General features: G+C 52.0%; 21 protein-coding genes. 6 read left to right on the top strand and 15 right to left on the bottom strand.

Annotated elements, in window-relative coordinates:
• The first annotated feature begins 45 nt into the window (after nucleotides 1–45).
• On the top strand, nucleotides 46–1,776 hold the full coding sequence (locus tag KF749_08655) for a T9SS type A sorting domain-containing protein (GenBank protein ID MBX2991225.1): 1,731 nt from the start codon (nucleotides 46–48) through the stop codon (nucleotides 1,774–1,776).
• Nucleotides 1,773–2,900, top strand: a complete 1,128-nt coding sequence (locus KF749_08650) for a diaminopropionate ammonia-lyase (GenBank protein MBX2991224.1) — start codon at nucleotides 1,773–1,775, stop codon at nucleotides 2,898–2,900. The genes KF749_08655 and KF749_08650 overlap by 4 nt, the downstream gene beginning before the upstream one ends.
• Before the next feature lie 12 nt (nucleotides 2,901–2,912).
• Here KF749_08650 and KF749_08645 read toward each other — a convergent pair whose 3' ends face one another.
• On the bottom strand, nucleotides 2,913–4,112 hold the full coding sequence (locus KF749_08645; protein ID MBX2991223.1) for a hypothetical protein: 1,200 nt from the start codon (nucleotides 4,110–4,112) through the stop codon (nucleotides 2,913–2,915).
• Nucleotides 4,113–4,135: 23 nt separating this feature from the next.
• Nucleotides 4,136–5,140: an SMP-30/gluconolactonase/LRE family protein gene (locus KF749_08640; GenBank protein MBX2991222.1), complete on the bottom strand. Its 1,005-nt coding sequence runs from the start codon at nucleotides 5,138–5,140 to the stop codon at nucleotides 4,136–4,138.
• Nucleotides 5,141–5,548: 408 nt separating this feature from the next.
• Between KF749_08640 and KF749_08635 the strand changes: the two genes are divergently transcribed.
• The 4 genes from KF749_08635 to hybB are packed head-to-tail and all read left to right on the top strand — an operon-like array spanning nucleotide 5,549 to nucleotide 8,934.
• Complete coding sequence (locus KF749_08635) at nucleotides 5,549–6,208, top strand: glycine cleavage system protein H (protein ID MBX2991221.1); 660 nt, start codon at nucleotides 5,549–5,551, stop codon at nucleotides 6,206–6,208.
• Nucleotides 6,209–6,239: 31 nt separating this feature from the next.
• Nucleotides 6,240–6,944 (top strand): hypothetical protein, encoded by a 705-nt coding sequence (locus KF749_08630; GenBank protein MBX2991220.1) that lies wholly within the window; start codon nucleotides 6,240–6,242, stop codon nucleotides 6,942–6,944.
• Nucleotides 6,937–7,704 (top strand): 4Fe-4S dicluster domain-containing protein, encoded by a 768-nt coding sequence (locus KF749_08625; GenBank protein ID MBX2991219.1) that lies wholly within the window; start codon nucleotides 6,937–6,939, stop codon nucleotides 7,702–7,704. The genes KF749_08630 and KF749_08625 overlap by 8 nt, the downstream gene beginning before the upstream one ends.
• A gap of 39 nt (nucleotides 7,705–7,743) precedes the next feature.
• Nucleotides 7,744–8,934, top strand: a complete 1,191-nt coding sequence (gene hybB, locus KF749_08620; protein ID MBX2991218.1) for a Ni/Fe-hydrogenase cytochrome b subunit — start codon at nucleotides 7,744–7,746, stop codon at nucleotides 8,932–8,934.
• A gap of 69 nt (nucleotides 8,935–9,003) precedes the next feature.
• Here the strand turns inward: hybB and KF749_08615 are convergent, their stop codons facing one another.
• The 13 genes from KF749_08615 to KF749_08555 form a co-directional block, all read right to left on the bottom strand.
• Complete coding sequence (locus tag KF749_08615) at nucleotides 9,004–10,404, bottom strand: FAD-binding protein (protein ID MBX2991217.1); 1,401 nt, start codon at nucleotides 10,402–10,404, stop codon at nucleotides 9,004–9,006.
• A 47-nt stretch (nucleotides 10,405–10,451) separates the two neighbouring features.
• Nucleotides 10,452–11,141: a hypothetical protein gene (locus KF749_08610; GenBank protein MBX2991216.1), complete on the bottom strand. Its 690-nt coding sequence runs from the start codon at nucleotides 11,139–11,141 to the stop codon at nucleotides 10,452–10,454.
• A gap of 174 nt (nucleotides 11,142–11,315) precedes the next feature.
• The gene (locus KF749_08605; GenBank protein MBX2991215.1) at nucleotides 11,316–11,873 is read right to left on the bottom strand and encodes a J domain-containing protein; all 558 of its coding nucleotides are present in this window, start codon (nucleotides 11,871–11,873) and stop codon (nucleotides 11,316–11,318) included.
• A 127-nt stretch (nucleotides 11,874–12,000) separates the two neighbouring features.
• Nucleotides 12,001–13,578: a M20/M25/M40 family metallo-hydrolase gene (locus KF749_08600; protein MBX2991214.1), complete on the bottom strand. Its 1,578-nt coding sequence runs from the start codon at nucleotides 13,576–13,578 to the stop codon at nucleotides 12,001–12,003.
• 33 nt (nucleotides 13,579–13,611) lie between these two features.
• The gene (locus KF749_08595; protein MBX2991213.1) at nucleotides 13,612–14,046 is read right to left on the bottom strand and encodes an NUDIX hydrolase; all 435 of its coding nucleotides are present in this window, start codon (nucleotides 14,044–14,046) and stop codon (nucleotides 13,612–13,614) included.
• 15 nt (nucleotides 14,047–14,061) lie between these two features.
• The gene (locus KF749_08590) at nucleotides 14,062–16,041 is read right to left on the bottom strand and encodes an oligopeptide transporter, OPT family (protein MBX2991212.1); all 1,980 of its coding nucleotides are present in this window, start codon (nucleotides 16,039–16,041) and stop codon (nucleotides 14,062–14,064) included.
• A 160-nt stretch (nucleotides 16,042–16,201) separates the two neighbouring features.
• The gene (locus KF749_08585) at nucleotides 16,202–17,050 is read right to left on the bottom strand and encodes a hypothetical protein (GenBank protein ID MBX2991211.1); all 849 of its coding nucleotides are present in this window, start codon (nucleotides 17,048–17,050) and stop codon (nucleotides 16,202–16,204) included.
• A 35-nt stretch (nucleotides 17,051–17,085) separates the two neighbouring features.
• Entirely contained in the window at nucleotides 17,086–17,700 is a 615-nt protein-coding gene (locus KF749_08580) for an acetolactate decarboxylase (protein MBX2991210.1), read from the bottom strand.
• A 139-nt stretch (nucleotides 17,701–17,839) separates the two neighbouring features.
• The gene (locus KF749_08575) at nucleotides 17,840–18,658 is read right to left on the bottom strand and encodes a hypothetical protein (protein ID MBX2991209.1); all 819 of its coding nucleotides are present in this window, start codon (nucleotides 18,656–18,658) and stop codon (nucleotides 17,840–17,842) included.
• An 89-nt stretch (nucleotides 18,659–18,747) separates the two neighbouring features.
• Nucleotides 18,748–19,974 carry a peptidase T gene (gene pepT / locus KF749_08570; protein ID MBX2991208.1) on the bottom strand — a complete coding sequence of 409 codons (1,227 nt, stop codon included), beginning with the start codon at nucleotides 19,972–19,974 and terminating at the stop codon, nucleotides 18,748–18,750.
• Between the two features lie 84 nt (nucleotides 19,975–20,058).
• The gene (locus KF749_08565; protein ID MBX2991207.1) at nucleotides 20,059–20,484 is read right to left on the bottom strand and encodes a thioesterase family protein; all 426 of its coding nucleotides are present in this window, start codon (nucleotides 20,482–20,484) and stop codon (nucleotides 20,059–20,061) included.
• On the bottom strand, nucleotides 20,484–21,008 hold the full coding sequence (gene lspA / locus KF749_08560; GenBank protein MBX2991206.1) for a signal peptidase II: 525 nt from the start codon (nucleotides 21,006–21,008) through the stop codon (nucleotides 20,484–20,486). The genes KF749_08565 and lspA overlap by 1 nt, the downstream gene beginning before the upstream one ends.
• Nucleotides 21,005–21,790: a 1-acyl-sn-glycerol-3-phosphate acyltransferase gene (locus KF749_08555; GenBank protein MBX2991205.1), complete on the bottom strand. Its 786-nt coding sequence runs from the start codon at nucleotides 21,788–21,790 to the stop codon at nucleotides 21,005–21,007. Before KF749_08555 ends, lspA begins: the two co-directional genes overlap by 4 nt.
• Between the last annotated feature and the right edge of the window lie 233 nt (nucleotides 21,791–22,023).

Genomic DNA, 22,023 nt, shown 5'->3' with positions numbered 1-22,023 from the left:
CATCTCATCGTTCATTTTTAACTTGCTTCACGAGAGGCTTTCACCATGCATGTCATCTCACGATTTCTGGTTCTATGTTTTGTTATTGCCCCGACTTCTCTTTTGGCGCAATGGTCGTCTAACCCCAACATCAACTTGGCTGTTTCCGATACGTCAGGAAGGCAGGAACTTCCGAAAATTGCCGTGACCACCGACGGCGGCTGCTACGTTTCCTGGTTTGACACTCGTTCCGGCGCATACAGAGTGTACATGCAGAGGCTCAACGCGCAGGGTATCAAGCAATGGGGAGAAAACGGATTACTCATCAGCGCGAACCCGCAGAACACATCGCTGGTGGATTATGATCTGACAGTCGATGACAGCAACTGCGCGGTAGTTGTTTTTACAGACATCCGCAACGGCGGACAGATCGAGCCGTTCGCGTACCGCATCAGCCCGGCGGGGAGTTTTGTCTGGGGCGTAAACGGGGTCGGGCTTTCGACTTCGCCCGCGACTTTTCAAGCAAACCCGCGGGTGGCGAATACATCGGATGGAGATTTTGTGTTTGCATGGATTTTCAGCTCCAGTCCGCGCAAAGTCGCCTTGCAGAAACTCAATGCCGCGGGTATCAAACAGTGGGGCGTCGATCCGATACTCATCTCGGGAACGGGCACTGAGAACCTCGACTATCCGGCAGTTGTCGGTTGTGATACCGGTAGCGTGATTCTTATGAACTCGGGATACACGGGGAGTTTCATCAATCCTGCCAACTACAGAATCTACGCGAGGAAAATCTCGCGTAATGGCATTTCCGTTTGGAACGCAAACCCCGACACCGTTTACGGCCTCGGCAGGGTTTCCGGGTTCTTCGTTCCAAAGCTGATCCCCGACGGGAGCAACGGGGCGTTCTGCGTGTGGCATGACGACAGGAACAGCACCGGCAGCTCATTCTCGCACGCGCAGCATATAACATCAAGCGGAACGAAACTCTTTCCCGCCAACGGAGCAGCCGGTTCGACATTGCCCGGACGGCTGCACAATGATGCGTGGGTGGCATACACGCCGCTCACTGGTGAGACGTACATGTTCTGGTACGAAACTGATGCAGCTCTCCAGAGTTCGTACGGAGTGTACGGTCAGAAATTATCATCTAACGGCACACGTCAATGGGCAGACTCGGGAAAAGCGTTGAGGCCTTTTGGCGGAGGCCAACCTTCATTCATTCGATCGTTCGGCAAAGACTCATCGGCGGTTGTGTACTTTCTTGATGGCGTGACGGTTACGACCAATCTTGTGAGAGGATTCAGAGTTGATCGGAATGGCAATGTACTGTGGGGTGGAACAATAAAGGATGTGAGTTCTGTTGCGAGCAGCAAAGGAAGACTCGGCGGCGTGATGACGCAGACAGGCAACTCGATTCTTGTCTGGTCGGATAACCGTTCTGACGACAACGGCGTGTATGCTCAAGAGTTGAACTTGAACGGAGAGCTTGGTGTCATAGCGTCTGTACGGCAATCCGTTTCAGAGTTGCCGGGATCATATGAGCTTCATCAAAATTATCCAAACCCATTCAATCCGTCGACAACAATCTCCTATCAGATTTCAACAATCACCCACGTAAGCCTCAACGTCTATGATGTATTGGGCAGGGAAGTGGCGGTGTTGCTGAGCGAATTGAAGGAAGCGGGTACTCATCAACTGACGGTGGACGCATCCAATCTTGCAAGCGGCGTCTATTTCTACCGATTAAGAGCCGGAGCTTACGTTGACTCGAAGAAGATGATTCTCGCCAAATGATCTTCGTGAATCCGTCATTCGAGCCTGATTCTTCGTTCGAGAAGCCGGGCCGGACGCCGCTTGAATTTCACAGAAAACTGCAGGGGTACAAGCCGACCCCGCTGCATTCCTTGCCTTCACTTGCTTCACAACTTGGCGTTGCAGGCGTATACGTGAAAGATGAGTCCTCCCGACTCGGACTTCCCGCATTCAAGATTCTCGGAGCTTCATGGGCAACGTACCGTGTGCTCTGTGATCGATTTCCCGATCTGCAAACAGATTGGCGGACTGTTGACGATCTGAGAGAGAGGGTGAACTCAAGCGGGCCGATTGTTCTCTATTCTGCAACCGATGGAAATCACGGAAGGGCAGTTGCCCGCGTTGCGAAACTGTTCGGACTGAAGGCTTACATCTTCGTTCCGAAGGGGACTGCCGAGGCTCGCATCTGCGCGATTGAAAGCGAGGGGGCATCAGTAATGATCGTTGACGGAACGTACGATGAGGCTGTTGAACGGGCGGAGCGTGATGCAATCAATGCGGGTGGCTTGCTTATTCAGGATAATGGATGGGCGGGGTACGAACAAATTCCGCGCTACGTTGTCGAAGGCTACTCAACAATGTTGCACGAAATTGATGATGCTCTTGCTACGATGAGTCAGCCTCAGCCGACACACGTGCTTGTGCAGATTGGCAACGGCTCGTTCGCCGAAGCGGTTGTACGTCACTACCGCGGGAGCGGCTCATCGACGACAATCATAGGAGTGGAGCCGGATTCCGCCGCGTGTGCGCTTGAATCGGTGAAGGCCGGCAACATCGTCAGGATTCCCGGCCCGCACACATTGATGATGGTGGGGATGAACTGCGACTCGCCGTCGCTGGTCTCGTTTCCTGTGATGCAAAAAGGGATTCGATGTTTCGTGTCGATTTCAGACGAGAAGGCGATGGAAGCAATGCGGCTTCTTGCAGAGTCCGGCATTGTGAGCGGAGAAACCGGGGCGGCCGGGATGGGGGCGTTACTGGAGATGTTCTCAGACAAGAATGATGAGATGCGCAAGAAACTCGACATTGATTCCTACAGCAGGGTCCTTGTTATCTCGACTGAGGGGGCAACGGATCCTCATTCGTACAAGCGCATCGCCGGGTAAGCGGATAGTCTTCTACAGCGCATTCAAACTCGCCTGAATCACCTCATCACTTCGTGACAGCATCTTCTTCAACACCTCGTCTGAAGGTTTTGCAGCAAGCCGAATAGTCGCGCAGGCAGTTTTCCCTCCATCGAAAATCACATTCTCCATTTCTTCGACGTTGATGTTGGAGGCTTTTAGTTCTCCCAACACATCGGCGAGAACGCCGGGCTTGTCGTAGTGCCGCACAACAAGCTGCCATGTTGCGGCGGTTTTCTTTGCGCGGTTCACCCAGTTGCGTACGTTGCCCTGTTGAATGTACTCCCGAATGATGGCGACTGTTTCCTCTGCCACGGCATTCTGTGCCTGTTCTGTTGAAGCGCCGATATGATGCGTGCCGTACACGCCGGGAAGCGAAGCAAATCCGCTTTTGAATTCTCCCTTCTTCTCTTCCGGCTCGCCGACAAACACGTCTGTTCCGACGCGGATTGTACCGGCACGGACGGCATCCGCAAGTGCCGCTTCATCAACAACTTCCGCCCGTGAGGTGTTGAGGAAGACTGTCCCCGGCTTCATCTGATCGATGATGCTTCTGCTGATGATGCCCCGCGTTTCAGGTTTCAATGCCAGATGAACTGAAACGATATCGCATTTCGGCACAAGATCCTGAATGGTGCCGGCATGTTGAATGCCAAGCGCTTCTGCCTTTTCCCGCGTCAGGGACTTTGACCAGCCGATGACGTGCAAACCGAAGGCCTTCGCTCGCGAAATCACTTCCATCCCGATCTGCCCGACGCCAACGACGCCCAACGTTTTACCGTACACGCCATCGGCTTTTGAGTATTCGCCTTTGTTCCATTTTCCATTTCGCAAGTCGATCACATTGTCGGCAATACGGCGGTCGAGGGCGAGCAACAATCCCATTGCAAGCTCGGCAACGGCGATGGAGTTCTTGCCCGGACAATTCGTCACGTAAATACCCCGCTCGTTTGCGCTTTTCATGTCGATGGTATTGACTCCGGCACCGGCACGGATAATGAGTGTGAGGTTTTTTGCCGTTGAAATACAATCAGCTCCCACTTTTGTGGAGCGGACGATGAGGATGGTGGAGTCACCAATTGCCGCAGCAAGTTCTTCGGCTTTGAGTTTCGGTTTGTATTCAACTGCAACACCGGATTCGGTAATAGCGGAGATGTACTTTTCGGGGAAAGCGTCTGCAATGAGGGCCTTCATAGGGGAGCCTTTCGTTGATGATGTTAACGTGTTGATCGTGTGTACTTGAGAACCGCCCCTGCTTCCGTGCCGAGCCTGTCGGTTACAACTACGTACACAGAACCATCAGATGCAACTGAAATATCCTGTGGAGTCATGGAAAAGCCGCCGACGTCGGGAATCAGATGGCGGGCGACGGTTCTCTCGGAAGCTGTCGATACCACAACCAGTTCTTGCGTACCAGCGTCCGCAATATACAGATATCCCGCTGCATCGACTGTCGCTCCTTGCGCGGCGCCGGAGATGAACGGTTCGGCCATAACATGACTTTGCTGGATGTTGGAAGGAATGCAGGCATACAATTCTGTTTGCGAAGTCGGGCCGCGTGAGAATCTGAACGCAGTGAAAACCGTCCCGAAACCATCCGCCGCCAGCATCAACGGCCGTGCGATGCTGCTGTCAAGAAATGATGCGGCAACGATGCTGATGTTTCCGTGAAGTATGCGGGCGACGAAATTCGCAGGCGAGCCGCGTCCGCTGACGTAGATATCGCCCGAAGGCGATGTATCAATATCGCCCAACTCAAGTACCGCGACATTGATTGAGACTGTACCTCTGTTGCCGACATCAAAAACCGACGTAGAATTCCCTGTGAAGGGAATGAAGGGAAATGCTGCAATCCAAGTTCGTGTTTGTACGATATACCGCAAAACAGTTGAACTGTTTTCAACTATGAAAAGATCTCCCGTGTTCTTGTCAAATGCGATTGCTGAAGGGGACGTGACGTTGATGGAATCGGTTTGCGTTCCAGCCGTCGAGAATTTGCGGATTCTGTTGTTTCTCGTATCCGCCACCCAGACGTTTCCCGAAGCATCAACGGCAATGCCTTGCGGAAGCCTGAGTAGTCCTGCTTGAACAAACACCGTTGGTCCGGTCAACACAACGGATTGATTCGGGTCGTTCGCCGGAACATCATCCTTGCACGATGCAAAGCCGATCAGCAAAGCGGCCAACACAACGAAAAAGTATCGACATGCAGCAAAATTCATCACATTCTCCAGAATTCAAAAAAACAAAATAAGAAGAAATGCGATGGTATGGAAGAAGTGAACAGTAGCGTATACTGAAAGCGTGGAAAATTTCGTGTTGAGTTCTTCAATTTTCTGTTGAAAATTCTAACATCATCGTAACTCGTTATATCTCAATATCAATGGCATGACTGACGCGTCTTCACTGATTGACTGGTGTTGCATGATTCAACACAAGAGTTTTTTTCCGAATTCCTGTGGCTGGAATCCGCACCAATCAGTTTGTAACCTATTGTGTAACAATGAGTTAAAGAGGCGTCGTTTCTTTTTGCAAAGCTTGTTTCTGGCAGGGTTATTGGAAGTATGATTGTTGTGAAGTTCAGAAGTCAATCTTACATCAAGAACAGAAAAGAAAGAAAGGAGCCCAACATGTCAGCGATACTTGCATTCTTGACTGCTTGCGCGCTCATCGTTTGGGGAATGTTTCGCAAAACGAAGAAGAAGGAAGAAACGCAACCTGTGTTTGTCCGACGGTATGTACATCCGGGCCACACATGGATGAAAATGACCGAGGACGGAGACGTGCTTGTCGGAGTTGACGAGTTTGCCCAATCGCTTATCGGCACGATTGATTCAGTGGAACTGCCGCGATTGCTGAGGCGAGTCGGGCAGGGCAGTGTCGCGTGGTCCGTCAGACATGGGAATCGAGTTGTACGGATGGTGAGCCCGGTGAGCGGAAGGGTAATTGAGAAGAATGAAATGGTGCTAAACAATCCGTTGCTCGTCAATTCCTCGCCGTACAACGACGGTTGGTTGCTGCGCATTCGCCCGATGAAGTTGCACGCGCAACTCAATAACCTGTTTACGGGAAAAGCGATGCAGCAATGGCTTGAGCAGGCAAAAGAACAACTCGTTCGGATTTTCTCGACAACCCCGGCCCTCATGTATCAGGACGGAGGCGTGATCGTGAAAGATCTGGCAGACAAGGTGTCGGATGAAGAATGGAATACGCTTGAGAGGGAGTTTTTCCTCACCGGCGATCAGGCAGGCGACAACCTGCATTCGAAGAAATCAGTTCCTCAATGGTGAACACATAGTATCAAACTAAGGAGATCCTAACATGACAGTCTTACTCGTACTCTTAACATTAATCGCATTTCTCGCAGCCGACTACATTGTTCAGCGGAGAAAACAAAAAGCGCTCAGCACGGCGGCGCTGCGTTCAACACCGCTTTTCCCTGCATCACATTGGAATTTGTCGGATGATCTGGTTCTTGCTCCCAACCACTTGTGGATGAGGCGCGAGCGAGACAACAGCATCACTGTCGGTATTGACAACTTCCTGTTCGGCTTGACGGGAAAGGTCGAGCGAATTGAGCTGCCGAGAGAAGGCCAGATTGTCGGCCGAGGCGAAAGGCCGATTGTCCTTCGGGAAAAGAACAAGAGTCTCGCCCTTGATATGCCGTTTGAGGGACAAATATCGGCAATCAATCACTCAGCACTGCAATCGCCGTCAATGGCGTCGCAGAATCCCTATACGACGGGATGGCTGTTCAAGCTGATTCCGGCAGACGGAGCCCGTTCGTTGACGTCATTCCTGAGTGGTGAACGAGCCATCGAATGGCTGAAGAAGCAGAATGATCTGGTGAAAGAATTTCTCGTCGCCCGCGTGCCGCAGCTCGAATTTGCGGCCATGCAGGATGGCGGCGTTCCGGCAGCGGGTGTACTGAAAGAATTCGATGAACGCGTGTGGGAAGAGTTCGAATCAACATTTCTCACCACTGAAAGTGAAACGCCATTGAATGGAGAATACGACAATGCGTAAATCAAAAGGATTGCTCATCGACATCACACGATGCGTGGGTTGCGGGGAATGCAGCCGTGCCTGCGCCGTAACAAATCATCTTCCGGAAGAGGAAGCGACCGAGCTTTCCGCAACACACTACACGGTTGTGCAGAGCTACAACAACGACCAGACATACGTCCGACGCATGTGCATGCACTGTGAACAACCGACTTGCGTTTCTGCCTGCCTCGTCGGGGCGTTCACGAAAACCGAAACCGGCGCGGTTCTGTACGACGAATCGAAGTGCATTGGTTGCCGGTACTGCATGCAGGCCTGCCCGTTTGAAGTGCCCCGGTACGAGTGGACAAGCTTGTCGCCGCGGGTGCAGAAATGCAAAATGTGCTACGAGCTTGTTGCCGCAGGCGGACAAACGGCCTGCTCCGAGGCATGCCCTGTTGAAGCGACGGTATTCGGCGATCGTGATGAGTTGATCAAGGAAGCCCGCAGACGTATTGACGAGAATCCGGGCGAGTACATCGACTATATCTACGGTTTGCATGAGGCGGGCGGGACGGCAGTGATGTTCATCTCCAATGTCCCGTTCGAGGAATTGGGCTTCCCGATGAATGTCCCGAAGAATCCGATTCCCGAGCTGTCGTGGCGAGTGCTTTCGCAGATTCCGAAATACTCGGTTGCGGCGGGTGTCGTATTGTTTGGTATCAACTGGATTACCAAGCGACGCACCGAAGTAGCCCGGTTTGAAGCGGAAGAGAAACAAAAGCAGGAATTGCACAACTAGAGAAACAGAACTTGAACTCTGAAACTAAAGGATACTCCTATGAATTTTCCCGGTCTCTTTAAGGTTACATTCTGGAAAGCGGTTGCGGTGGCGCTGATGACCGCCGGCGCAATTGCCGCCGTGTGGCGCTTTTCAACCGGCCTCGGTCCATCCACCAACCTCGTTGATACGTTTCCATGGGGCATCTGGATCGGCTTCGACATTCTGGTCGGTGTCGGATTGGCGGCAGGCGGCTTCACGATTGCTGCTACCGTCTACCTTTTTAACATCGAACGGTTTCGTCCCATCTTACGTCCGACGATTCTGACGGCATTTCTTGGCTATCTTCTCGTCATTGCCGGACTAATGGTTGATCTTGGCCGCCCTTGGGCAATTTGGCATGCACTGATCTACTGGAATCCTCATTCGGTGATGTTCGAAGTTGCGTGGTGCGTGATGTTGTACACAACAGTGCTGGCGCTTGAATTCAGTCCGGTGGTGTTTGAGCGCTTCAATCTCGAACGCCCGCTGAAGATCATCAAGGCTATTACGATACCGTTGGTGGTGTTGGGCGTGATTCTTTCGACGCTTCATCAGTCGTCGCTTGGCTCATTATTCCTCATCATCCCGAGCCGGATGCATCCGCTGTGGTATTCCGAGATTATTCCCTTCCTCTTCATCATCTCCTGCGTAGCCGCAGGATTGGCGATGACAGTATTTGAATCATTCCTCTCGTCACGGGCATTCGGGCGGGAGATTGAGATGCCGCTGCTGTCGGAGTTGGCACGAGTGATTGTCGTTGTACTGGCTCTCTACTTCACTGTCCGCGTACAGGATTTGATTACCCGGGATGCCCTGAAGTTTGCATTCGAGATCAACTACCAGAGCATACTGTTTGCCGGAGAGCTTGTTCTCGGGGTGATAGTGCCATTCTTCCTGCTGCTGAGCAAGAAGATTCGTGAAAACAAAGCCGGATTATTCTACTCGTCTGTTCTGGTGATTCTTGGTTTCATTGCTCACCGCATCAACACGGCGATCACCAGCATGGAGCAATATCCGAACCGCATGTACATTCCCTCGTGGCAGGAACTGGCTGTCACAGCCGGTCTGGTAGCGTTCGGGTTTGTTGCGTTCGGATTTGTGGCAAAGTACTTTAATGTATTCGGGCATGAGGTGCATCATGAGCCGAAGCCTGTGAAAGAGGAAGTAGCAGAAGTTGCTGAGGGATTGGCCGTGGCACCGACGAAGTAGGCTGAAGGTCTTTCAGAAACAAAGGGGACGCAGTAACCTGCGTCCCTTCTTTTTGATATGAACGGAATATCAACACTCGAATATCTTCCCCGGGTTCAGAATATTGTTGGGATCGAACGTCCGTTTGATTTCTTTCATCAGAGTGAGTTCGGCGGGGGAGAGGGCAATGGGAAGATACGCTTTCTGCGAGTAGCCGATGCCATGCTCCCCGGAGATGGTTCCTCCGAGTGAGACTGTCAGTCGAAATATCTCACGAATGGCCGTGTCAAGGTGTTTCTCCCATTTTGTATCATCCATCTTGTCTTTGAGGATGTTGACGTGAACGTTGCCATCACCCGCGTGACCGTAGCAAATGGAGGTGATGCCGTATCTCCCACATATTTCCTTTACTCCCCGTATGAGTTGCGGAAGATGAGCCCGGGGAACGACAGTGTCTTCTTCTTTATATGTTGATATCTTCTTCACCGCTTCGCCCATGCTTCGCCGGAGCGCCCACACATCTTCAATTTTCTGCCGATCTTCCGCAAGCAGCACATTGCTGGCGCCGTGTTTTTCAACGACTTCGGCGATGACATCGATGTCCTTGGCGAGTGTCTCTTCGTAGTTGCCGTCAACCTCTATGAGAAGCTGCGCTTCGGCGGTTCCATTCGGGAAAGTCTTGCCCAACTGCATCTCTGCCGCCCTGACTGCCGCTTGTTCCATGAACTCCAACGCCGACGGTGTAATGCCGCGTTGAAAGATTACAGCAACTGCGGCTACGGCATTCTCAAGAGAATTGAAGGGGACGAGGAGTACCTTCTTCATTCGTGGAAGAGGAATGAGACGGAAAAGTATTTTCGTGATGACGGCAAGCGTTCCTTCACTTCCGACGATCAACTGCGTCAGGTTGTAGCCGGAAACATTCTTGAGGACCCGTCCGCCCGCGTTGATGATCTCACCCGTTGGAAGAACGGCTTCGACGCCGAGCACGTAATCCTTTGTCACACCGTACTTTACAGCCCTCGGTCCACCGGCACATTCTGCGAGATTACCGCCGAGTTGTGAGCTGCCGCGTGATGAAGGATCGGGTGGATAGTAGAGTCCGCGCTTCTCGCATTCTTCCTGAAATATCTGGGTGATGACTCCCGGTTCCACTGTTGCCTGAAAGTTCTTCTCATCAATATCGATGATGCGATTGAACTTCTCCATCGAAAGTACTATGCCCCCGTGTACGGGCAACGCTCCGCCCGAAAGTCCCGTACCGCCGCCACGCGGTGTAACAGGAATAATATGCCGGTGTGCAAGTTTCATGATTTCGGAAACTTGCTGAGCCGTTGATGGCTTGAGAATAAGTTCGGGAGGAAATGAGAAGTCCTCGGTTTCATCCTGACCGTAAACGGATTTTGCCTCGTCGTCGGTAAGAGCATTCTCACCACCAACAATTGAAATGAACGAACCGGTTAGCTCGGGAGTAAGTGTATTGTACGGCATATCAGGCAAGTGTATGTTGTTTCGAGTCTACGACCTTTGGTTGTCATTCATGCGGAAGGTGGAGTTTCCGGTTCGGGAAGCTTTACAGAAGGCGGGTCATAACCGACAACAGAGCCGGCACGAATACGCGCTAGAAATGGAGAAACCGTGGTACCGGGCAACGTCCTCACGTTATCCTCGATGCGAATCATTCCGATGCCCGTTCCCGCCCCGATTGTACAGTTCGATCCAATCTCCACCAGTCCGTAACGAAACTTTCCGCAGCCCTCGTACGCGTGACAAGTGATGCGCGTGAAAGCCCCGAGCAGCGTGTTGTTGCCAATGAAAATCAGTTCGGGACGGAAATGATCCAACCACGCCATCTGCATGATCTCAACATTCTTTCCAATAGTACAGCCCATCCATCGGTACCATTTGTTCTTGAACGGCGTGCCTTTCATCAGAAATGAACATCCGACTTGAAGCAGGACGAGAATCTTTCTCCATCCCGGAAGATTCAATTGTCGCCAGTTGATGGCATTCGATTCTTCCGGCGCGCCGAGTCCCGAAATTGTGTAATGGCGTGCCGGCTGGGCGAGAAACTTGTCAAGCGCAGCCTTGCCATCACTCGTACGCGGATCGAGCGTAGCAACATCAACGCCGACTCCGTTTGCAGTTTTGCTTATGCGGACTGTGCGTCCTTTCTTTTTCGCAAGAGTGATTGCGCGAAGAACCATGTCGGTTGTTACTTCGCGCATGACGTGTTCCGGGGTTTTTGTCTGCATGGTTGGGGAATGCGGGATTAGTCGATTCGATTCGTGAGCAAGGCAAACCATCTGCCAGCGATAGAGTACACAGAAATGCCGGGAGAAGCAAGCATTAGAGAGTTGCTTGAGGGTGAAGCGTTGTGTGACGGGGATGTGTCCCGATGATTACCGGTTTACCGGGGTCGACTCTGATGTCGCGGTCAGTTCTGCATTCACTGTATCCCTGCTTACCGCGTCGGTTTGAAGCGAACTTGACTGTGCCAAGCGGGTTTGTATCGCAAGCTGGGAAATCAAATCGGGATCGGGAGGAGGGAGAGGATTTGCAGCGTGATCCGGCTCGCTAAATGAAACGGCACTCCAAATGAGTATCGCCGACACACACACCGGCACTGCGGCATATCCCCACCGCTGTTGTGGTTTGGGTTCCTTGCGTGCAGTTTGAAACGAATGGTCTTTCGGAGCCGGCATACTGCCGGGTCTGCTCCAGTCAATAGGCTCGGCCTCTTCGGGCTCTGCGGCCTGATCAGCACTTGGCGTTATCGAGCATAACATCTTGTATGCTTCGTTGATCTCCATCAGCTTGAGCGTTGCCCGTTTCTGCAGCCGCTCATCACGAGTGTATCGGTCGGGATGCCAGATTCGTACCAGGTCGCGGTATGCTTGCTTTATTTCAGGTAGTGGTGCATCGTAGGGCAAGTCCAGAATTCTGTAATACTTCTGCATCTATTCTCTTGAGCCGTATGTTGGGAACAGCATACACGTCCAACTTGATTATCGGCATGAAGAGCAATGTTCTTTAACAAAAAGGCCGGAATCAAAGTCCGGCCTGCAAAAAAGAACTGGAAGTGTTCTATTTTCTCGGCATGAGTTCATCACGCATAGCGGCATGATAGGCGAAAATTGCCATATTCACTGCACTTTGCTGAAGGTCTTTCTCGATAACGCGATCATACAGGTCCATTGTTGAATGCCACGTCATGCTGCCGTATTCGATTTCATCCTGAATGAACTGAAACGCCGGCAGTCCGATTTGATCGAACGGCACATGATCGGTTGAACCGGTATTTCTGAGCGTGAGAGTTTGTGCAGCGGGGTCTCCCGTTGCAGATAGCCACGCACGAAAGATCGGCTGAACGGCCGGGTTACTTTGCATGTAGATGCCGCGGAACTTGCCTCCTCCGTTATCATCGTTGAAGTACACCGAGAACTTCTCGCCGGCAGGCTTCAAAATAACAGGCGATGCCGTGTCCTTCCGTTCGCCGAAATGCTTCTTCACGTAACTTGATGAGCCTAATAATCCTTGTTCCTCGCCTGTCCAAAGTCCGATACGGATTGTTCTTCGGGGTTTCAGGTCGAGCGCCCGTAAAATTCTCATTGCCTCGAGGGCAACAACGCTTCCCGTTGCGTTGTCGGTTGCGCCGGTGCCGCCGTGCCACGAATCAAAGTGGCCGCCAACCATCACCACTTCGTCGGGAAATTCCGTGCCGCGAATTTCGCCCATAACGTTATAGATGGAGTCGGCTTTATGGAAATTCACTTCAAGATTCATTTCCATTCTGACACGTTCGCCATTGTTGAGAACACGAACGAGCCTGTTGTAATGCTCTGCAGCTACTGCCACTTGAGGCAAGATCGATGGCGCTTTCGTGTCCCACACTCGTGGCCGTCGCGCGAAGGGTGTATCGGGGTGAGTTGTTACGCTTGCCTGCTGAACGAAAATTGTGCCTCCATCGCCGCGGCTCGGGGTGAGGATAGCGTGAACGCCTTCCTCTTCAAGGAGTTTCATCTTCTTGTATTCAAGCACCGCATTTTGCCGGGCCTCGGGAGTCAAGGGGCCTCGACGAAACCGGCGAAACGTGGAAATATCCGAGTTTGCCATTTCAAGCAATGTGGAGTCGGTTTTTCGCGATGCACGCGGTTCGAAGAGCGGCTCCAACTTTCGCTCATTGCCTATCAGAACGAACTTCCCCTTCAACTTGCCGCGGTACGTTTCGATTGCGCTGTCGGTTTTGGCATCGAACAGAATTGCCTCGCCCTGCACGGTTCCTTTTGTTGCAGGTGACCACGCCTTGGGATATGAGAGGAGGGGGAAGATGTCGGGTAGCGTTGCGTGGGCGGAGTAGCGTCGCAATGTCCAGCCTCTTCCGAACGGACCCAATCCGTCGAGATGAATGTTTGTCATTCCCCACTCTTTCATTCTCTGCATTGCCCAGTTGGCGGCCTTTGTGTACTGCGGTGAGCCTGTCAGCCGGGGGCCGCACACATCAGTGAGGTAGTGCAGAAGATTCATCGCCTGTGAGTTTTCGGTTCCCTCATTCCAGATCTTTCTGATTGCAGACGTGTCTACCGGCTCTTTTGAACTTGTTTGACTGAGCGAAATGCCGGCTGCAAGAAACGCCAGCAGAACAATGAGGATCTTCTGCTTCATGAGTACTCCTGGATTGTGTATGGTTCAGAACGGTTACTCTTTTCCGAAATGAAATATCTCTCTCAGCAACTCCAGCGTCTTGTCGCTTACATCAAGATCTGACAATTCGCCTTCCGAAATCCACCGTGCTTCATGCGCGTCGTCATCCGGAATCGGTTCGCCGCTGATGTATTCTGCCGCAAGATCGACAATGACATAATGGAAGCGAATTTCCCCCGATGCATTTCTTTCAATCACATCGAATGTGAACACCGGGCTCCCTGCCCGAATCACAACTCCCGTTTCCTCCAGAATCTCCCTTTCGGCAGCCTGCTGCAAGGATTCGCCAAGCTCAAGCCTGCCGCCGGGAATAGCCCACAAGCCTTCCGAGGGAGGCGTGCCTCTCTTCACCAGCAGAACTCGTGCATCGTTGAACACAACCGCGCCAACTCCGACACGAGGTGTTGGCGCGGGGGAATTGAGGGTCATCTCTCGATTCAAAAACTACTCTTCTTTGGCGCGCATTGAATCCATGATGACATACGCCGCGAGAAAAAGGAACATGAAGAGTCCAAGGATCTCCGCGCTGTTGGATTCGGCCCAATGCGCGTTGTAGACATCCAATCCGCCGAACCGCAATAAGGCGTTGAGAACGCCGAACAGTGATCCTCCTGCAATCAATCCTGATGCGATAAGTGTTCCGCGTTGGCTGCGGGCGTTGTTCTTCTTCTCATCTTTTGTCCGGGTTGAAACGTACCATGCAACGAGTCCCCCGAAAAGAAGCGGAGTATTCAAATCCTGGGGGATATACATGCCGAGAGCAAAGGCGAGCGGGGAAACATTGACCATCAACAGAATCAAGGAGATACAGGCCCCGACAAGATACAACACCCACGGGGCGGGCGTATTAGACATAAGTGGTTGAATAACCGCCGCCATCGCGTTTGCTTGCGGGGCCACCATCGCATTCGGGCCCTTGAAACCGTATGTTTCGTTGAGAATGTAGATGACGCCCCCGACGGTTGCTGCCGAAACGAGGATACCGAGGAACTTGAATTGTTCCTGCTTCTTCGGCGTGCTGCCGAGCCAGTATCCGATTTTCAAGTCCGTGATGAAACCACCTGCCATCGAGAGTGCCGTACACACAACTCCGCCGATAATCAGCGCGCTGACCATGCCCTCCGTTCCCGATAATCCAACGCTTACCAGAATATACGATGAGAGAATCAGCGTCATCAGCGTCATGCCGGAGATGGGGTTGGTGCCGACGATGGCGATGGCATTCGCGGCGACTGTGGTGAAGAGGAAAGAGATGATCAAGACGATCAAAAGGCCGACAAAGGCGTGGGTAAGATTAAACACAACACCCGCATAGAAGAAAACAAAAATCATCAGGGCTGTAAGGATGATTGCCATGACGACGAATGACATCTTGATATCGGTTTGCCATCTGACCGAGTTGTTGTCGTTTCCACCCCTCTCACCAAACATTTCCTTCACGGCAAGCTTGAATGCTCCGGCAATAATCTTGGAAGAACGGATGACGCCGATGATGCCTGCCATTGCAATGCCGCCAATACCGATTTGGCGGACGTAATTCCGGAAAATCTCCTCCGCACTCATTTGAGAAATGAGCTTGTCCGCCGTCGCGCCAAGGGGAATCGTTAGCGACGAGCCGATCTCTGAAAAGAGGGGAACCAGTATAAACCACGACAGGAACGATCCGGCCGCAATAATGGCCGAATACTTCAATCCGACGATATAGCCCAATCCGAAAATCATTGCAGAGACATTCAGCTTGAACACCATCTTGAACTTGTCTGCAACCATTGCTCCGGCATCGAACATGCGGGAAGTAATTGTCTCCGCCCATAATCCGAATGCGCTGAACATGAAATCAAAGAAACCGCCGATGAGTCCGGCAACCACTAACACGCCCGCCTGCTTTCCGCCCTTTTCGCCGGCAACCAGAATTTCCGTTGTAGCCGTTGCTTCGGGGAAGGGGAACTTTCCGTGCATATCCTTCACGAAATATTTTCTAAACGGTATCAGAAACAAAACGCCGAGAGATCCGCCGAGAGCTGATGCAAAGAAAATCTTGAAGAAATCAACAGGCAGGTCGAGAATGTAGAGCGCGGGGATCGTGAAGATCGCCCCGGCTACAATAACCCCCGAACTTGCCCCGATGGATTGGATGATCACGTTTTGGCCGAGGGCGCCTCTTGTCTTTGCAAGGCTTGACAGGCCGACGGCAAGAATGGCAATCGGGATTGCCGCTTCAAACACTTGTCCGATTTTCAAACCTGAATATGCCGCCGCCGCCGAGAACAGCACGGCCATTATCAACCCCCAGAACAGCGACCATGGTGTTACTTCGGGCGGGGTGCCCGTCGGGTCCATTATCGGGCGATACTCTTCGCCGGGTTTCAGTACTTTGTAGGCATTTTCGGGTAAACCGCTTGTGGTGGTAGAATGATGTTCCATACATGTTCCTGTGTATGTGGCTTGATGTGCTTGAGTAATGAGAGATCAGATGCCGGAGTGCAGCAAGAAGGCTGGATCAAAGTAAGGAATCTTTTCGGCAAGGTAAAGAGATTTGTTCTTCTGCAGAAGTGACGGTACTGCCGTATCGTGCCTCACTCAGCTATATAGCGTACTGCAACCCAAGGGAAAGAGTAATACTCCGGGTCAATCCATCGACGTTGACGGGCCGACTGCGCAACGGTACCGCTCCAAGGACTCGCAGGCTGTAGCTTTCCGATAGCTTCATGGAAGCGGTGCCAAGGACATTGACCTGAAGCCGGTCGCTTTCCGGAATAGACATGAACGAACTGATGATTTGTGCGGAAGGACTCAGAATGCTTGCCTCCTGAAGCCGCTTTATGGCCAACAACTCCAACCCGAACGTGAAATCGTCGGCCCCAGTCTTGTATCCAACCCGCGCGAGCACATCGTCCCCTCGCTTCAACTGTGTGGCTGCATTGTCGCTTCTCCCTCGTGAGAGTTGATATCCCAAAGCGAACAACCAAGGCTCTGTGTCGAACGAAATACCGAGCAACAGATCGTTTGTTCCCAATCCCGGTTGATAGGCCTGCGGAAGGTTGCCGAGATCTGCGTTTCCTGTCGCGAACTTGCCGCCAATCTGAACGCTGAGCTGATGGGCATCATTCTTTAGTACGACCTGACTCCAAAGAATCGTCAGGTCGCCGATGCCGCTCGCTTTTCCCAACGGCCCGCTTGCGCTCGACCAGGGCAAAACGATGGAAAGTCGCGAGTCTTCAAGAACCCGGATACTTCCTTCAACTTGAAACGAATGGAACGTCAGATCATCCGACTTGCTGCTCTTGCCGAACACGTAACCCGCGCTGAAACTGTGACGGAGCTGCTCATGCTGTGAACCGATGGAGCAAACGCCGGCGTCCGAGCATTGGGAGTAGAGAGCCTGCGTGAACATGACGAGGATGGACATGATGGGGATGAGAAGTCGTTTCATAAGTTGTTCTCCATTACGCGCAGTTCTGTGTTTCTTCATTTGTCTGTTGGCAAGAACAGCTTCATGCCCGTCTTGAAAACCATCTCGTCCACGTGGCCCATCATGGTTTTATCTGATGTAAGCAAATGCATGTGAATAAATGAGTCATGATGAGTGAACACAGCCCGATGCTCCCGCGAAAAGAAGCCGACAATGTCAGATTGTCGATTGATCAGGCGATAATTCTTTCGTCCTTGATGTGCATCATCCGGTGAGCGAACTACCGCTCCTTTGGGCAGATTCACAACATGGATTGTTGCTGACTCGACTTCGCCCCTCAATTTGAATGCAAACGGCTTTCTCGCATGCTTGTTCGTGAGATTCAGGTATGCCTCCAGTTGCTGCATCGTTCGGACGCTGTCGGGAAGAGGGTGTTCCCTCCACGAATCAATGTTGCTATAGACAAAGAACGGAGCTTTTGCCGCGAAAGTTTCCTTGACCACCATCGTTGAGTCCGTCAGGACTGTCGATTTGTACGCCGTTCCGTCAAAAACCAGAAGCTCGCCGGATAAGTACTCGACCGGCCCGAGTCCGTACAGATGCTTTTTGTTTGAAATAGTGTCAAGATCGATTGTGCCGTACAATTCGCCTTTCCACATGACGTTTCTCATTGCGCCGACAACATGTACTGCTTTGTCGGAGTGTTGAGCAGGCGAACTATGCACGTCGAAGAGCGTGAAGAGTAGAGCGAGTAAAGTCATTAACGGGTTTGTCAGGTTCATATCATCTGTCGCCTTGCACTGTCGTGAATCATGTGTTCGACCAATACCGCTCCGGATCGGATTTCATACCTTGCAGGAACGACTGAAGGTTGCTGTCGTCCATATCTTCTTGCGACCGCACGCTGACATATCTGCCGTCCCTCGACCTGAGAAGGCAAGTCACGCTTACGGTATTTCCGCTGCCACGCTTGAATCCGATGAACTTGGATTTGTCGTGCCGTTTGATGGAATAGAGATGGCCGAATTTGTCGTTCTTCGGTGAACACGATCTGAACTGCTCCGGGGTAATCGAAGCGAGATCAATTGAAGGCGTTTTGGGAACGCGGCCGTACGAATTCTTTGAGAGGAAGCTGTACCCCACACGCGAAATAACGGCAAGCAGCAATACAAAGGTTGCCAACCCAATGATGACTCTCCACCGGGCATCAATTCCTAACACAGGATTCACCTCCATTGAATAGTTGAGCCCGATTGAAGTGATTGTCACATGCAGGATGATCAGAATGAATGTTGATTTGGAGGCATTGATGACATTTGATCTCCAGTATTCCGTAAACGCAGCCGTAGTCAGCAGACGACTATAGTAGGGAGAGCCGTCATGCTTCATGAGAATCCAGTGTTTCGTCTCAACAAGGATGGGAAGAAGCAACTGCTCGAAATCATGCCTGGCGGTGGTTTTCGCAATCAGGTTGTACGATTGCATTTGGTTGTGCGCGAGGGCCTGCAGCTGGTAGACTACAAAAACAGCAAGCAAACCAAAAATTGCCGCATCCGCCTGGATGAGGGCCGAGAAGCTGTATACGGAGAGATCCTTTATGTCTTGTGGTTCCATCCCGGAAAATAGCATAACTGAGTCCTCATAATGTGTTTCCTCCTCGTCTTTTGTTCCTATTGTGTACAAATTGTGACACTGTGTCGTTCATTTCGCCATTGACCTCAACTCTTCTCCACCCACACCTGAGCGAGGTGTACGACTGTTTCAACGGATTTTTCCATCCCCCACACGGAAAGCCACTCGGTCGGGCCGTGGTAGTTTTGTCCGCCGGTGAAGATATTGGGAGTAGGGAGTCCTTTTTCCGTCAGGCGTGAGCCGTCCGTGCCGCCGCGAATTGGCTGCCATTTCGGTTCGAGGCCGGAACGTTTCGTTGCTTCCCACATGCAGGCAAGTCCCGGCGCATCATCTCCCATATAGTCCTTCATGTTGCGGTACTGTTCGATGATGTTCAGCTCGATTTTTGCCTTCGGGTGCAACGGCTGCACTTCGGCAATGATCGAGTTGAGGCGCTTCTTCAGTACTTCAAGTCCGGGTGTGTTGAAGTCCCGCAGCAAAATCTTCAATGTGGATTTCGCCTCTTCGCCCTCGACAATATGCGGGTGAATGTACGGCTCGTAGCCTTCAGTGGTTTCCGGCGAGCAATCTTTCGGGAATCGGGCGATGATGTCCGCCATACACTTGATGGAGTTGACCATGATGTTCTTTGCGCTGCCGGGATGAATGTTCCGTCCGTGCACCGTAATCACGGCAAGGTTGGCGCTGAAGGTTTCCTTGTTCAATTCGCCGGGCGTGTCGCCGTCAACGGTATAGGCAAATTCGCATCCGAATTTCTTGAGGTCAAAATACTTCGTGCCCGCCCCGATCTCCTCATCCGGCGTGAAGCAAATGCGGATGTCGCCGCGGGGAATCTTGGGATCGTTCATCAGGGTCTGCGCCGCCGTCATGATAATGGCAACGCCCGCTTTGTCGTCGGCACCGAGAAGCGTCGTGCCGTCGCTCGTAACAATCGTCTTGCCGATGTTATGCTTGAGTTCAGGATTTTCCGCTTCTGTAATAACAACGGAAGTGTTGCCCGGGAGAACAATATCGCCGCCGTTATACGTCATGACTTGCGGTTTCACATCTTTGCCGCTTGCCGAAGGCGACGTATCAACGTGAGCGACAAACCCGATGCGGGGGACCTTCTTGCTTTGATTACCCGGGAGTGTTGCCATCACATAACCGTACTCGTCTATCTCGACGTCTTTCAGGCCGAGTTGTTTCAGTTCTTTGACGAGAAGATGGAGAAGGTCGAACTGCTTCTTCGTGCTGGGATAGGTGGTTGAATTCTCGTCCGACTGTGTATCGATCTTTGCATAGCGGATGAACTTGTCTAATGCGGTTTCCATGTAGATACCTCGTGTGAATAGTGTGTGAAGAGATGAACAGTCTTGATTTGTGTTGGATGGTAAAGCAACAACCCCGGATTGGCGTCAGGGCGTGAACAATTGCTGAAACGTTGCCGGAACGCTCACGAGCTTCTTGGCCGGATAGTCATAGAACACGATGCCCGTCTTCGCCCGTGCAACTTCCTTCCCTGAATCCTTATGCGTAATCCTGTAAAAAAGGTCGCAACCAAATCGGTGAAAGTCAACAGCAGAAACGGCAAATTCCAGAATGTTGCCATGAAAGGCCTCCGCTTTGTACACAATGGCAACATCGCTCATAATGATGCTTCGCCCCTCAATATCCAGTTCGGAATAACCGTAGCGGCGGAGAAATCTCACTCTCGCTTCATGAATCAGTGATAACAACGCATCATTCCCCAAGTGCCCGCCGTAGTTGATGTCAGTAATCCTGACCGGAATGTCTGTGGTAAAGTGAGTTGCGGCCGGCAGATCGAGCTTGATACGCGACATTATTTTTCTGCTATGTGTTCCGGAGTTTGCCCGCCCGATTTTCCGTTTTGAAATGGTGTGGCGATGAGCAGCAGCAGAGTTCCGAGAAGAATGACGACATCCGCAATATTGAAGATTGCCGTCCTCATTGAGCCGATTCCGACATTCAGAAAATCTACTACGTGGCCGTCGTTGAAGATTCTGTCGAGAAGATTGCTGAACCCCCCGCCGACGATCAGCGTCAGTGCCGTGATTTGCATGATTGTGAGTTTCCGGCTGAAGAGTGTGAAGAGGAACATTCCCAGAAGCATCACGCCAACAAACACCGTAAGGAACCAGAATCGTACTTCGGGATGGAGTCCGGCACCGAAACTCATCATGCCGCCGGGGTTTTCCGCGTATTGCAGCAGCAGGAGGCCGTTGAGCAACGACTGCGGAAACGCATCCTGCAGCGATGATTTTGCAATCCCTTTCGTCGTCTGATCGCAGCCGATGCTTGAGACGAGAAGGATGGAAATCAGAATCAGTTTTTTTGTTGCTATCATGCCGCAACCTCCGCACGCGTTCGTTCTGTTATTGCATCTACTTCAGCGGGTGAAACCTTTCGCCATTCCGCGATCTGCCGGATGATCATTTGCCGGACTTGCCCGGTCAACTCGCTTGTATCCTTGACACCCAAACCGGTGGTTTCAACAGGGGGCAGAACCTTCAGTTGAATATCACCGGGTTTGCCGAATCTCCAACCGTGTTTTGGCAGGCAATCCCGTGAACCTTCGATAACAAGTGGGAGAACGGGGACGCCTGCCTTAATGGCAACGCGAAAACCGCCCTCGTTGAAACTATGAACCCTGCCATCCGGCGACCGAGTTCCCTCTGGAAAGAACATGACGGAACAGTTCTGTTTGAGATAGTTGCCCGCCGTTGAAAGAACTGCAACTCCTTGCCGTTTGTCTTTTCTGTCAACCGGAATATCGCCCGCAAGTTTCAGCATCCACCCGACAACCGGAAGTTTGAACAACTCAACCTTCGCCAACCACTTCATCTCCCACGGCAAATGGGAAAGTAGCGGAATGTCGGCGTGGGATTGGTGATTGCTGACAACAACATACGGGCGCCGCGGATTCGTGATGGTCTCGCCCGAGATATGCAGCCGCCATGCGGGATTGACTTTCGTGATGGCGATGCCGAGTCTGCGAAACCATCTGCCGGTCCGATACCGAACGGGATCGCGGTCGAACACCCGGATGAACGCGAGCAGGGGAAGCCACATCACGATAAGCGACACTGTGGCGAACCAAATCCATATTGAGCGGAGCGCAGAATGCAAGGGGTTAACTCTGCTTTTGAGACTCCAGTATGCAATTCCGCCGATACCGATGTGAACTGCTTTGCCGAGCCGCTGTCGCCGGGTTCGAAATGCGTGCTGAAGAAACAACCGGGCGTAATCTGAGAATTGGAACGTCAAACCGGGCGAGACAATACCGATGGTGGCACAAACGATGGTACTCTGAAACGATGAATCGCCCCAATGCTCGGGTTTTTCGGTATTCCGTTTTCATG

The organism is Bacteroidota bacterium, from assembly GCA_019637975.1.
GTDB lineage: Bacteria > Bacteroidota > Ignavibacteria > UBA10030 > UBA6906 > CAADGV01.
Note: the sequence above shows the minus strand (reverse complement) of the source record. Positions and strands in the feature narration are given on the sequence as shown.

Excerpts from the sequence above, each read along its gene's own strand:
- lspA (MBX2991206.1), bottom strand. The coding sequence starts at position 21,008 with ATGATAGCAACAAAAAAACTGATTCTGATTTCCATCCTTCTCGTCTCA.
- KF749_08575 (MBX2991209.1), bottom strand. The coding sequence starts at position 18,658 with ATGCTATTTTCCGGGATGGAACCACAAGACATAAAGGATCTCTCCGTA.
- KF749_08625 (MBX2991219.1), top strand. The coding sequence starts at position 6,937 with ATGCGTAAATCAAAAGGATTGCTCATCGACATCACACGATGCGTGGGT.
- hybB (MBX2991218.1), top strand. The coding sequence starts at position 7,744 with ATGAATTTTCCCGGTCTCTTTAAGGTTACATTCTGGAAAGCGGTTGCG.
- KF749_08600 (MBX2991214.1), bottom strand. The coding sequence starts at position 13,578 with ATGAAGCAGAAGATCCTCATTGTTCTGCTGGCGTTTCTTGCAGCCGGC.
- pepT (MBX2991208.1), bottom strand. The coding sequence starts at position 19,974 with ATGGAAACCGCATTAGACAAGTTCATCCGCTATGCAAAGATCGATACA.
- KF749_08595 (MBX2991213.1), bottom strand. The coding sequence starts at position 14,046 with ATGACCCTCAATTCCCCCGCGCCAACACCTCGTGTCGGAGTTGGCGCG.
- KF749_08590 (MBX2991212.1), bottom strand. The coding sequence starts at position 16,041 with ATGGAACATCATTCTACCACCACAAGCGGTTTACCCGAAAATGCCTAC.
- KF749_08640 (MBX2991222.1), bottom strand. The coding sequence starts at position 5,140 with ATGAATTTTGCTGCATGTCGATACTTTTTCGTTGTGTTGGCCGCTTTG.
- KF749_08615 (MBX2991217.1), bottom strand. The coding sequence starts at position 10,404 with ATGCCGTACAATACACTTACTCCCGAGCTAACCGGTTCGTTCATTTCA.
- KF749_08580 (MBX2991210.1), bottom strand. The coding sequence starts at position 17,700 with ATGAGAAACGTCATGTGGAAAGGCGAATTGTACGGCACAATCGATCTT.
- KF749_08645 (MBX2991223.1), bottom strand. The coding sequence starts at position 4,112 with ATGAAGGCCCTCATTGCAGACGCTTTCCCCGAAAAGTACATCTCCGCT.
- KF749_08630 (MBX2991220.1), top strand. The coding sequence starts at position 6,240 with ATGACAGTCTTACTCGTACTCTTAACATTAATCGCATTTCTCGCAGCC.
- KF749_08655 (MBX2991225.1), top strand. The coding sequence starts at position 46 with ATGCATGTCATCTCACGATTTCTGGTTCTATGTTTTGTTATTGCCCCG.
- KF749_08610 (MBX2991216.1), bottom strand. The coding sequence starts at position 11,141 with ATGCGCGAAGTAACAACCGACATGGTTCTTCGCGCAATCACTCTTGCG.
- KF749_08650 (MBX2991224.1), top strand. The coding sequence starts at position 1,773 with ATGATCTTCGTGAATCCGTCATTCGAGCCTGATTCTTCGTTCGAGAAG.
- KF749_08565 (MBX2991207.1), bottom strand. The coding sequence starts at position 20,484 with ATGTCGCGTATCAAGCTCGATCTGCCGGCCGCAACTCACTTTACCACA.
- KF749_08585 (MBX2991211.1), bottom strand. The coding sequence starts at position 17,050 with ATGAAACGACTTCTCATCCCCATCATGTCCATCCTCGTCATGTTCACG.
- KF749_08635 (MBX2991221.1), top strand. The coding sequence starts at position 5,549 with ATGTCAGCGATACTTGCATTCTTGACTGCTTGCGCGCTCATCGTTTGG.
- KF749_08605 (MBX2991215.1), bottom strand. The coding sequence starts at position 11,873 with ATGCAGAAGTATTACAGAATTCTGGACTTGCCCTACGATGCACCACTA.